Origin of the sequence: Roseburia inulinivorans DSM 16841 (assembly GCF_000174195.1) — a bacterium.
GTDB classification, from domain to species: Bacteria; Bacillota; Clostridia; order Lachnospirales; family Lachnospiraceae; genus Roseburia; species Roseburia inulinivorans.
On sequence record NZ_ACFY01000161.1, the window covers coordinates 32,448 to 44,771 of the forward strand.

10 protein-coding genes and 1 pseudogene are annotated in these 12,324 nt (G+C 43.8%); all 11 read right to left on the reverse strand.

Annotated features, from left to right (window positions below):
• Window positions 1-128 precede the first annotated feature (128 nt).
• The 11 genes and pseudogenes from ROSEINA2194_RS17435 to ROSEINA2194_RS17485 all read right to left on the reverse strand — a co-directional run bounded on the left by ROSEINA2194_RS17435 (window position 129) and on the right by ROSEINA2194_RS17485 (window position 12,258).
• A complete protein-coding gene (locus ROSEINA2194_RS17435) occupies window positions 129-1,868 on the reverse strand; it encodes an ABC transporter ATP-binding protein (protein ID WP_044928730.1) in 1,740 nt (579 codons plus the stop codon).
• A 25-nt stretch (window positions 1,869-1,893) separates the two neighbouring features.
• Window positions 1,894-2,661, reverse strand: coding sequence for an energy-coupling factor transporter transmembrane component T family protein (locus tag ROSEINA2194_RS17440; RefSeq protein WP_007890196.1), 768 nt, complete (start codon window positions 2,659-2,661; stop codon window positions 1,894-1,896).
• Between the two features lie 33 nt (window positions 2,662-2,694).
• On the reverse strand, window positions 2,695-3,297 hold the full coding sequence (locus ROSEINA2194_RS17445) for an ECF transporter S component (protein WP_007890197.1): 603 nt from the start codon (window positions 3,295-3,297) through the stop codon (window positions 2,695-2,697).
• 13 nt (window positions 3,298-3,310) lie between these two features.
• Window positions 3,311-4,048, reverse strand: a complete 738-nt coding sequence (locus tag ROSEINA2194_RS17450; protein ID WP_044928768.1) for a nucleoside phosphorylase — start codon at window positions 4,046-4,048, stop codon at window positions 3,311-3,313.
• A gap of 138 nt (window positions 4,049-4,186) precedes the next feature.
• Window positions 4,187-5,074 carry an ABC transporter permease gene (locus tag ROSEINA2194_RS17455; protein WP_007890199.1) on the reverse strand — a complete coding sequence of 296 codons (888 nt, stop codon included), beginning with the start codon at window positions 5,072-5,074 and terminating at the stop codon, window positions 4,187-4,189.
• Between the two features lie 13 nt (window positions 5,075-5,087).
• Window positions 5,088-6,059, reverse strand: a complete 972-nt coding sequence (locus ROSEINA2194_RS17460) for an ABC transporter permease (protein ID WP_007890200.1) — start codon at window positions 6,057-6,059, stop codon at window positions 5,088-5,090.
• Window positions 6,052-7,992 (reverse strand): dipeptide ABC transporter ATP-binding protein, encoded by a 1,941-nt coding sequence (locus ROSEINA2194_RS22570; protein WP_007890201.1) that lies wholly within the window; start codon window positions 7,990-7,992, stop codon window positions 6,052-6,054. The genes ROSEINA2194_RS17460 and ROSEINA2194_RS22570 overlap by 8 nt, the downstream gene beginning before the upstream one ends.
• 35 nt (window positions 7,993-8,027) lie before the next feature.
• Window positions 8,028-9,611 carry an ABC transporter substrate-binding protein gene (locus ROSEINA2194_RS17470; RefSeq protein WP_044928771.1) on the reverse strand — a complete coding sequence of 528 codons (1,584 nt, stop codon included), beginning with the start codon at window positions 9,609-9,611 and terminating at the stop codon, window positions 8,028-8,030.
• A 172-nt stretch (window positions 9,612-9,783) separates the two neighbouring features.
• On the reverse strand, window positions 9,784-10,440 hold the full coding sequence (locus ROSEINA2194_RS17475; protein ID WP_007890203.1) for an HAD family hydrolase: 657 nt from the start codon (window positions 10,438-10,440) through the stop codon (window positions 9,784-9,786).
• An 11-nt stretch (window positions 10,441-10,451) separates the two neighbouring features.
• Window positions 10,452-10,958, reverse strand: coding sequence for an alpha/beta hydrolase (locus ROSEINA2194_RS17480; RefSeq protein ID WP_147402694.1), 507 nt, complete (start codon window positions 10,956-10,958; stop codon window positions 10,452-10,454).
• Window positions 10,959-11,034: 76 nt separating this feature from the next.
• Window positions 11,035-12,258: pseudogene (locus tag ROSEINA2194_RS17485) on the reverse strand (IS4 family transposase).
• Window positions 12,259-12,324: the final 66 nt, after the last annotated feature.

Consider the following 12,324-nt stretch of genomic DNA (forward strand, 5'->3'; position numbering starts at 1 on the left):
AATTGTATCAAAGATCCTTTTTCTTATAATTGCACTTCTTCCTAGTACACCGAATAATAAATAACTGACACCTTGCATATGAAACAATCATCCGGCGTCAATGTATCAGAAACTTATTATTCGATGTACTAGTCTTTCAGTGAAAAATACAGCTTCTTGTACCCAAGCTGCTGGCACAGTTTTGTCAGATACGGCTGGTCGATCCTTGCCTGCCCTAAGATATCCTTCTGTGCAAACACTTCCTCTTTTGTGCCATCTGCGAGCACTTTTCCGTGCGCCATAACGATCACACGCTCGAAACTCTCTGCCACAAAATCCATATCGTGTAAAATCGCAATAACCGTTTTTCCCTGACTGCTCAGATCCCGGATCATTTTCTGAATGATCTTTCTGCCCTTCCAGTCCTGTGCGATCGTCGGTTCATCCAGAATGAGCACTTTTGTATCCATCGCAAGAACGGAAGCGATCGCAACCAGTTTCCGCTCTGACAATTCCAGATCATAAGGATTTTCGTCTGCAAGCTGTTCCAGCCCGACCAGCTTTAATGCTGCAACAGCTTTTTCCTTTGCCTGCTCTTTTGTCATTCCGATATTCTGCGGTCCGAACATGACTTCATCGATCACATGATATTTGAAAATCTGGTCGTCCGGATTCTGGAATACGTAACCGATCTCCCCTGCCAACATTGCAACGGTCTTTTCTGCCATGTCGCTTTCACCGTAGTAGATGCTGCCGCCCACCGGCTTTAACAGACCTTTTAACAGCTTTACAAGAGTCGTTTTTCCTGCGCCGTTCTGACCGATGATCGCAGTTGGTCTGTGGTCAATTGTAAAGTTTATGTCCTGCAGAACCGGAACATTTTCGAGATATTGAAATTCCAGATGTTCGATGTCAAAAACATTTTTCTTACAACTTATAGTCAGTTCCATGCTTTCATCTGTAGTTAGAGAATCTTCAATCTGCCCGTTCTTATTTTTCATATCTTTATTATTGTCTAATAATACTTTTTCCTGGCAGAACGCTTCCTCCCCCGGAAACAAATCTTTTAACGCCAACGCATCCTTAAGCGAAGCCGGATAACATCCATTCTCTTTCTTCACGCCAAAAGCCTGACAGATTCTTGTATAGGCAGGTGGATTCACCCCATAGCTCTGCAGATCCGCTCTGGAAAAAATCTGTTCCGGCGTATCGAATACGATCTGCTTTCCCTGATGCAGCAGCAAAATCTTATCACAGTATTCTGCCAGTTTTTCAAGCTTCTGCTCCACCATAATGATCGTGATCCCTGATTTTGCAAGCTTATCGACCGCCGCAAAAACTTCCTCGCTTCCCGCCGGATCAAGCTGTGAGGTAGGCTCGTCTAACACGATCACTTCCGGTTTCATCGCAAGGATACCTGCCAGCGCAACCCTCTGCATCTGACCACCGGACAGATCAAACGGATTTCGGTCCCTGTAAGCTGCAATATCCAGCAGTTCCATCACTTCATCCACACGGCTTATCATCTCTTCTTTTGGCACGCCGAAGTTCTGCAGGCCAAATGCAATTTCCTCAAAAACAGTTTCTTTTGCACCGGAGAGCTGATTGAACGGATTCTGGAATACCAGACCTACTTTCTGACACAGCTTTGAAACAGTCGTTTTTGCCACTTCAGTGTCCTCGATCAGGACTTTTCCTCCATAAGCCCCTTTGAAAAATCCCGGAACAAGACCGTTGAACGCCTGACAGAGCGTACTTTTTCCGGCTCCGTTCTCCCCGATGATCCCGACAAAAGAACCTTTTTCTATTTCAAAATCCAGCCCATCCAACGCAAGCTTTGTTGTATTTGGATAGCGGTATTTTAAATTTTCAACCTTTATATATGCCATAATTCTTCCTTTTTCCATAAACAACTCAAAACACAATCCTCACCACGATAGCCCCTGCAATCACCACAGCCATCACCAGACATAACACGCGGTCGGAAGTTTTCATTTTTCCTTCCCTGAGATAGGTCTTTTTCTGCCCAGCCTCAAAGCCCCGGATTTCCAGTGCGATCGCGCGCTCTCTTGTGTTGATGAGCGAGCTCATGACAACCGGCGAAATTAACGGAAGAAAAGATTTTGCCCTGGTGATCAGATTTCCCTCCGTCTCAAGCCCACGGCTCCGCTGTGCATCCATGATCGTGTTCATCGTGCCGCTCATCTGCGGTACGATCTGAAAAACAGAACTGATGACATATCCGATCTTCGGTGAAAATCCTGCCTGCTCCAGATCCTCTACCAGCTCTGCCGGCTTAGTTGTGAGTACAAACACCGCAAATGCCAGCAGCATATTCAAGACGTTACAGCTGATGCGAAGCGCATACATCATTCCTTCCCGATAGAACTTTAACGGTCCTAACTGAAACATTAAGTTTGCATTTTCATGATTAAATAAACCATGGATCAAAAATATAGTGATCAGAATTGTAAATGAAAAAGCAATCAGTGGAAAAACCTTTTTCATGATTTTTCCACTGATAAGCATTACAAGACTGATTCCAATGAATATAGCGAATGCCCATAACTTCCCTGCGATCAGCGATGCAACGACCGCTGTCAGGATATAACACAGTTTCGTAAACGGATGCATTCTGGTCAAATAGGTATCTTTATCCACATAAAGGCTGATACTTTTCATCTAAATCACTCCATCAGAATATGTTTTCACTTCTTAGTCTAAGCTCTCCACACTGTCGTTCACATCATAAAGAGCAGTAAGTTTTTTCGGAAGTCCTTTTAAAATCGCAAACACGATCAATACCGTAATGATCTTATCCGGAACATCCACAACGACTTCATCCAAGAAAGAACCTAATACAACCGGGAGATTTGCTGCCTGTGTTGCTGCGAATACTGCATCGCCCCAGACATTTCCTGTTGTACCACCCCAGAAAATAACGTTTAACGGAGTGGAGATCAATACTGCTGCAAGACCGCCGGCTAAAGAAGTCAGTAACGCACCGTTTACTTTTTCCATTTTGCCGAGACGTGCCATAATACCAACGACAAGACCAATGCCAAGACTTGTGAGGGCATACACTAATGTAATGGAATCACCGGTTGTAAAACCATAGATCAGGTTGTTGGCTGCTCCACAGATCGCACCAATGATCGGTCCGCCGAGTGCGCCACCGATACAGGTTCCGATGGAATCTAACCATAACGGCAGTTTTAATACGGAAGCAAATAATTTTCCGAGGTAATTGATACCGATACATGCCGGGATCAATACCAGACTTGCTGTGTTTAATTTTGTTTTAAAAATGTTCTTCATAACGTTGTCCTCCTCATTTTCCGGAGCACCTGTACAGTGCCTCCAATGCTACATGAATCTCATTTTTTTCTCCCTGTACGGTTGCATTCACTCCATCCGTATAGTTGTTAATGTTATCTTCAAGGTTATCCTCGTATTCCACCACCGTATTTAAGACAGAGGCTGTCTTCACACCCCGGAGTTTTCCGATCACAAACAGCGCCGCTGTCTCCATATCACAGCCCAGCACTCCTCTGCCGGCCCACAGTGCGTCGATCTCGTCCTCTCTGTCCGTGTAAAAACTGTCGTGACTCCGTGCCATTCCGACATGCGCCGGAATCTGCTCCTCCTCTGCTGCCTCTACACAGGCATTCATCAGTTCAAAATCCGGGATTGCCGGATAAATGGAATCTATGTACGTTCTGGAAGTTCCTTCATCTCTCACCGCACCCTGCACTAAGATCAGATCCCCTAATCTGATTTCTTTTTGTAATGCACCGCAGCTCCCTATACGGATCGCGTGCGTCACGCCGATACGCGCCAGCTCTTCCACAGCAATTCCGGTCGAAGGACCGCCGATCCCCGTAGAAACTGCAAGCACGCGGATTCCCTTGTAAGTTCCTGCAATGCTTTTATATTCCCTGTTAAATTCTAACTCCTCCACGTCCTCTAACTGTTCTGCGATCCGCTCCACCCTTGCCGGGTCTCCAGGAAGGATCGCATACTGAATGCCGAGGTCATCGCGCAGTTTTAAGTGAGGCATTACTTCCATTCCATCATCCACTCTTTTCTCAGATTTTTCTGCCTTATCACGACAAAATTTCTCATTACCATGGTTTTAAGATTCTTGTTTAAAGTATCACTTTACAACTGTCTTGTCAACTGTAAAGTCATGTATGCACTGACACAGTTACAGATAACTTTCCTTCCGGTTGACAGCCTTTCTCAAATAATTTCCAAGATTTGTCATGCACATGAGCGTGACTGTCAGAAAAAGGCCCGGTATGAGAATGATCCACCATGACTTTGTCATCAGTGCTTTGTCTGCATTTGAAAGCATGCTTCCCCACGAAATCTGCTCTAGCGGCAGACCGATTCCCATAAAGCTTAAGGTTGACTCTGCAATGATCGCACTTCTGATATTCATGACAACCATAAACATGATCGATGAAGCAAAATTTGGAGTCAGGTGTTTCCACAAGACATGCTGGAAGCTTCCCCCCATACATCTTGCTGCAATGACATACCCGCTGTTTCGGATCTGTTTTACTTCCGTGCGTACCACTTTGGCGATACCTGGCCAGCTCGTGATCCCGATAATAAACGAAATACTGAAAATGCTGGCTTTTCCTAAGATTGCCTGCAATAAAATGACCAGCAGCAGATTCGGGATGCTTAAGAAAATCTCTGTAAAACGCATGAGCAGTGAATCCACCCACTCCGGCGCACATCCGCTGACGGAACCAAAGACAATTGCAAGCACCGTAGAGAGAAACGTCGCAAGCACTCCGATCAAAAGTGAGATCCGTCCCCCATACCAGATCATGGAAAAAATATCTCTCCCCATCGTATCTGTCCCAAAGAGAAACTCTCCTCCCGGTGCCTCATTGTAATGTGCCAGATCCATATAGCCGGGATCTTTTGTCATGATCAGATGACAGCACAGGCAGCCTGACAGGATGACCGCAAGCAGCAGCGCTGATATCAAAGGTTTTCCCTGATACCATTTTGTATGCCTGCCAACCGTCCGATCCTCTGTATTTCTAATTCCCACAATCTGAAAATCTGTATCCATCATCGGTTCCTTTCTGTCACTGACGTATTCTCGGATCGATCCTCTCATTGATCGTCTGGGCGATCATGTTGCAGACAACCACGACAATACCTGTAAGGATGCATAAAACCATCAGTAAATTATAATCTTTATATCTGGCACTCTCATAAGCAAGTGTTCCAAGCCCCGGATAAGAGAATACTGTCTCAACAATATAGGTTCCTCCTAAAATATGAGGCACCGAGATTGCCATAATGCTCAGATAGCTTGGAATAATGTTACGGAGGCAATGGCGGAAAAGGATCTTATTTTTTGTCAGCCCTTTTGATTTCGCCAGCAGCACATAATCTGCCCGCACTTCCTCTAAAATCGTATTGCGGATCATATAAGCGTAGTACCATAGGTGTCCCATCACTACAACTGTGACCGGCAATATGAGATGCTGTATCCTGTCCGCAATATCCTTCTCTTTTCCGATCGTATAGGCACCGGAGCTTGGCAATATATGAAGCTCAACTGCAAAGAAAAGGATCAGTACCAGTGAAAACCAGAACTCCGGTATACAGCTTGTGACCGTTCCGACCTGGCATATGATTTTATCCAGCCATTTTTCTTCGTGCCATGCACACAAAATTCCCAATAACAACGCCAGTGTAAAAATAAGCACAAAGCCTATCCCGCCCAGCAGCATTGTATTTCCGACTCTTCCGGAAATCACTTCCAGCACATCCATTTTGTATTTATAGGAGATACCGAATTCTCCATGAAATGCATTCGAAAGCCATTTTACATACTGAACGGAAACAGACTCGTTCAGTCCCAGCTTCTCCATCGCCCAGTCATGTTCCTCGGGACTCATTTTTTCCACTCTTTCCCCATAGTAAGAGACAAGCGGATCTCCCGGTGCCAGTCTGGAAATATAAAATACGATCACTGACAACAAAAAAATACTTGCCAGAAACAGCAATATTTTTTTTATTATATAGATACCAATCTCTTTTTTACTCATGTTCTTTCTCTCTTGCTCTTTGCCGTTCCATGTGCGGATCCGGAATTGGGATGGACTCGATCAAAGCCTTCGTATATGGGTGCTTCGGATGTCTGAAAATATCTTCCACATTTCCTACTTCCACTAATTTGCCGTCATGCATCACACCTACCCGGTCACACAAAAAACGTACCATGGAAAGATCGTGTGCAATAAACAGAAACGAAAACCCGTGCTCCTTCTGCAAATGCCGGAACAGGTTCACGATCTGTGCCTGAATGGATACGTCTAAGGATGCGATCGGTTCATCTGCGACCAGCAGTTCCGGTTCCATCGCTACTGCGCGCGCAATTGCAACACGCTGCCTTTGTCCGCCTGAGAGCTCCGAAGGATATTTTTCCAGATAGGAATTATCCAATCCAACATACGTCAGCTGAAATGCTGCCTCCGCTGAAAGTGTCCCTCTTTTCGGTGTGATGTGCTGTATCCGGAAGGGCTCTGTCAAAATATCCTTCACTTTCATACGAGGATTCAAACTGGAAGTGGAGTCCTGAAAAATAATCTGCCGCTCACACTGAAGCATTTTTTTATTTTTCCGGAACTCCTTACTGCAGCATGTATCAATTTCCTTATATAAAATCTCTCCGCTATCTGGTTTACATAAATTCATCACGCAATTTGCCACAGTGGATTTTCCTGAACCGGATTCACCTACCAGTCCAAAAACTTCTCCCTTATAAATCCGGAAACTCACATCATCTACAGCTTTATGCACATTTCTTTTTCCAATGGAAAAACTTTTCGTGAGATGATTTACAGCCACTAAAGTCTCCCTGTTTTCTGCATCATTCTGACATTCTTCCACCACAGAAGTCTTTTTACGCTCCGCTGTTCCTTCACATCCTTCTCTCTGATCTCCTTCTGCCAAAAAGGAACTGCATACGGGCGAAGGCGGTTTTATTTCAGGTGCCCTCTCATCCAGCAGCCAGGTTGCCGCATGGTGTGTATCTGATATTCTAAACATTGGCGGTTCTTTTTCATAATCAATTGCAAGTGCATATTCATTTCTGCATGCAAACGCATCCCCCCTGGGAGGATCGATCAATACCGGCGGCATTCCCGGGATCGCATGCAGCATCTCTTTCCCTTTTGCATACGCCGGAAGTGCCTGCATAAGCCCCCATGTATATGGATGCCTTGCATCATAAAAAATGTCCTCTGTCGTTCCAAGTTCCACGATTTTCCCTGCATACATGACAGCCACCCGGTCCGCAACTCTTGCGACAACGCCCAGATCATGTGTCACAAAAATAGTTGAGGTATGCATTTTCTTCTGGATATCGCGGAACAGATCCAAAATCTGTGCCTGTATCGTCACATCTAACGCTGTTGTCGGCTCATCTGCGATCAGGACAGACGGGTTTCCTGCCAGTGCGATTGCTAACACACTGCGCTGTCTCATGCCGCCCGAAAAATGATACGGGTATAAATTCCTCCGCTCGTCTGCCTGATCGATACCGACTAATCCCATCAGCTCTATGACACGCTTTTCTAATGCATCACGCTTTATATGAGGATTGTGTATTTTAATTGCTTCTTCTATCTGTCTGCCAATTGTCATCGTCGGATTTAATGCTGTCATCGGATCCTGAAATACCATGGAAAAAAGCGTTCCACGCAATTTCGCCATGTCACGCTCTTTGTACCCGGTAATATCGATTCCATTTGCCAGAATTTTTCCTGATTTTATTCTGGCATTCCCCGGAAGCATTTTCATCAGACTTTTACACAAAACGCTTTTCCCACAGCCGGACTCTCCCACAATCGCAAGAACCTCTCCCTCTTTCAGGGAGAGGCTTACATCTCTGACTGCCTGTACTTCACCGGCGTCCGTTTCAAAACTGACCGATAAATCTGAAGCTTCCAATATATATGTTCTGCTCTGTTCTTCCATAGTGAATTCCTTCTGCTGCCTCCGGCAGTTATTTCCTAGTTCCCAATCGTCCAGTCTGCAACATTCCAGAAAATTCCGACACCGTGATGTCCCATAACAGTGTCTGCTGAGATTCCCTGAATAGAAGAATTTGCCACATAATTTGCATCAATATAACAGATAAAGGTAAATGCCGGATCTTTTGCCAGCTCTTCCTGAAACTTGTCATATGCCTCTGCACGCACCTCAGGATCTGCGGACTCTCTCGCCTCAATCAGATACTGATCTACCAGTGCATTGGAATAAGAACTGTAGTTAGCACCCTTGTCTGTACCAAATACTTTGTAAGTATGATCATCTGCATCAAAAGGACTTCCCCAGCCGATCAGATACGCCATCTGTCCGCCCCAGTCAACCTCTGTCGGAACTTCTACCGTACAGTCAATACCAACTTCTTTTAACTGCTGTGCTGCTGCCTGGGCGATATCGAGTCTTGCCTGGTCACCTGCTCCGACACTTATAACGAAACCGATCTTTTCGCCGTCTCTGTAGTAGAATCCATCTTCACCCATCGTACATCCGACAGACTCCATGATTTCTTTTGATTTTTCCGGATCGTAATCATAATGTTCTACATTCTCATTGTTATAAATATTACGCTGCAATGGTCCGTATGCAGTCATTCCCTGTCCGAGGAGAACCGCATCAATGATCGCCTGTCTGTCAATTGCATAATTGATGGCAGGGATAATGTCTTTATTGGCTGTCCAGTAATCATTATTAAAATTGTAAAGGATTCCGCGGTAATCCGATGTCTTCATATCATAGCATGTATAACCATCCTGATCTGCAAAGGTCTTCGCATCCTTCGGTGTCAGTAATGCAAGATCCAGTTCTCCGGACTGCATCTGGATCGCTTTTGCATTATCATCCGGTACGATCTTAAAAATGATCTTGTCGATATTTGGCGCACCCTTGAAATAATCCTCGTTCTTTACCAATGTGATCGCCTGTCCCGCATCCCAGCTGTCTAATTTGTATGGACCGGTACCGATCGGATGGCGGAAGAAATCCGACTCCTGCATATCTTCGCCTTCCAGTAAATGCTTTGGCAGAATTGCCATTGTCATATAGTCAAGGAACGCTACGTTCGGCGCTGAAAGTGTGAATGCGATCGTATGATCGTCGATCACGTCAATGGCTGTTACGTCTTCGTAGTTTGGTGCATTTTCGGAACCGTTATCAGGATCCATGATTGACTCGATCGTGAATTTTACATCATCTGCTGTAAACGGTTCCCCATCATGCCACTTCACATTCTCCTCTAAATGGAATGTATAAGTTAAAGTATCTTCATCGTAGTCCCAGCTCTTTGCAAGCCCCGGAGCAACCTGATTCTCACCATCATGTGATGTCAGTCCGCTGAAAATCAGAATATTGATCTCACCATGCTCATCCATTGCCGGATTGATACGCGTGTAATCATTACTTCCATATACAAGTGCCGAAGCTCCGTCCGCTGCCTGTGCTTCGGTTCCAGCGGAATTTTCTGTTTTCTTTTCTTCTGCGCCGTTTCCACAGGCTGCCATGGAAAGCATCATTGCTGCTGCCATCAGCATCGCAAAAATTCTCTTTTTCATTCCTAATCTCCATTTTCTTTTTGTAAGATCTGCCACCTGTCAGGGTGCTATCATCTCCATGCCGACTATTTTACTTTAGGAATGTCCGGTCCTGCAAGCTCCCCGGGGGGATATATCTTGCAATTGCCGGGTGATTTTTACTCTAACGTTTGCGTACAGAATTGCCCTGATGCTATTTCATCTCTTTTATATATCTTAGTACATCCTCTGCCGTCTCAGCGTAGTATTCTGCTCCGTGCTCTGCTAAAAACTCTTTGTCACGAAATCCCCAGAGAACCGAGACACAAGGCATACCGGCATTTTTCGCCGTCTCAATATCAACGTCAGAATCACCAACGTAAACCGCTTCTTCTTTCGTTTTTCCTAATTCTTTCAATGCCTCAAAAACCGTATCCGGAGCCGGTTTTCTGCGGATGCCCTCTTTTTCACCGATTGCTACAGGAACGATTCCTTTAAAATAAAGGTCGTTTAATTCTTTGACCGCAAAATCAATCTTATTCGATACGATTGCTACCGCATAACCTTTCTTCTTCAAAGTCTCGATCAGCTCTACAACGCCTGCATACGGCTTTGTGTTATCATTGCAATGTTCGCCGTAATATTCTTTAAAAAGCGCAAAGGTTTCCTCAAATAATGGATTGCTCTCCCCATCCGGCACCGCCCGGATCATTAGCAGGCGCACGCCATTTCCTACAAATTGACGCACTTCCTCTAATGTACGCTTTGGCATTCCCTGCTGTTCCAGTGCATAATTGACTGCATTTGCAAGATCTTGTAAAGTATCTAATAATGTTCCGTCTAAATCAAAAACTACAGTTGTCTTTTTCATTACCTGTCCTCCTATCCTAATGTCTTATAATTCCACTCATAACCTACAGGTACTTTCTTGCGAATCATTAAAAGTTCAATTTGCCTTGACTCATCAGTAAACTTATCCAGATAAACGCTTTCCACACTTTCATCTAGGCGATTAGAAAAGTAGAAACAACTTTTACTCCTCATTATATTATGAAAATTAACAAGGAAGGCTTTTTGAAGTCTTTTTATTACTGGACTAGGAGTCAAAAAGACAACGGCTTCTAATTTAGGCGAAAACTTAGTAATATATTTTTCCACTATTGCAGTTCCTAACGAATGTGAAATAATATAAACTTTTCCACTAATTTCTCCCACCACTTCATTGAGATGTTCCATATAGTCATTTATTTTCACTTTTGGATTTGGATTACTAAAATTGACCACTATAACACTATATCCTCGTTTTACAAAGAACGGCTTAAAATTATCCTCCCAGCACCATGGGCCATGATAAGCGCCATGAACTAACACTATTGTTCCTTTACTCAAACTTCGCACATAAATTTTAGCTATGCACCTTGAAAACTCAATACCTGGCAGTTATTCAGTTGTCAATGTCCAGACTTTATGAGGCTTGTAGTTGTGTTTTCAACATGACCGGAAGTGTATTCATAAATGCATCTGCCAATTCAGCGATTTTTTCATCTGAAAGTTCAGTGTTATCTGAAAGCATTGTTCTGAACATTTGAAGCAGCATTTGAAAAGCCTGTATTCATGTGATATCCGACATTTCGTCCGAAAAGTATAGAAAAAGCTCGCCCAGAGACCGGTTATCCTTGGATTCCCTGCTTTCTAGTGAAAGTATCATATATCGTGTAAAAACAACTGCAGTATGTGCGGTCATTGCATCATAGGAAAGAGAGTTGCGGACATAAACTACTTTGGCAGGAATGATTTCACCATCCTTTACAACATCAATCATAACAGAGAGCAGATATCTTGATCTTCCGCGTCTCTTTTTGTTCTTGTTGTAGATAGAAGTTAGAGGCATATCTTCGCCATTGTAGCGAAAGAACATCTTTGGTGTTTTCTTGACCATGCCGATTACATCGTAACCCATACTTTTTACTGCGTGAAGAGTCCTTGGTGATGAAAACCAGCTGTCAAAAAGAACATATTTCGCCGGAATTGCAGCTTTCTTGGCTGCATCCAAAAGCGTAAGCATGGCTTGTGTTCCTTTTTCCAAGGAAAGCTTCCGGCGTTTGTAACCAACAGTTCTTTTATCCACTTCTGTTGCTTCATTGATGCGGTTTTTCCTGTTTTCTGTGGAAAGAAGAATGCTGTTGACCGGCAGGAAAGAGCTTCCATCTGACCAGCCTAAGGTAAGCATTCGAAATCCAAAGAGGTATTTATGCTTCGCATGGTCATAGACTTTGGCAAGAAGCTCAGCCTTCTTTGAACGATTACGTTCAAACATGGAATCATCAATGATAAAAACATTTGCACGTTCTTCAGAATCTAACGGAAATATGGCATCCCTGATGATTCTGGCTGAAAGTATTGTTGTGAAACGGATCCAGTTGATCTGAATCATTTTCATAAAACGATATACCGTATCCTTTGCAAAATCAGGCGTGTTTCGTCCTGTGATCAGGTTCATGTACATGCTTCTGTTAGAAAAAATCAGCAGAAACAGATACTGGAAAATTTCCATTACTGGAACGCCCTTCTTTTTGTAGGCATTGGACGCTTTCAAAGCTGAAGAAACATGAAATCTCGTAAAAAATCTTTTGATAGATTTTGAAATCTGCTTATCATTTTGAGTTGCTTGTGTTATACTTTTATTCATAGCATGAGCCTCCGGAAGTATGATTGTTTTTTGGACAACTCAATTATACCAAAACCAGCTTGTTTC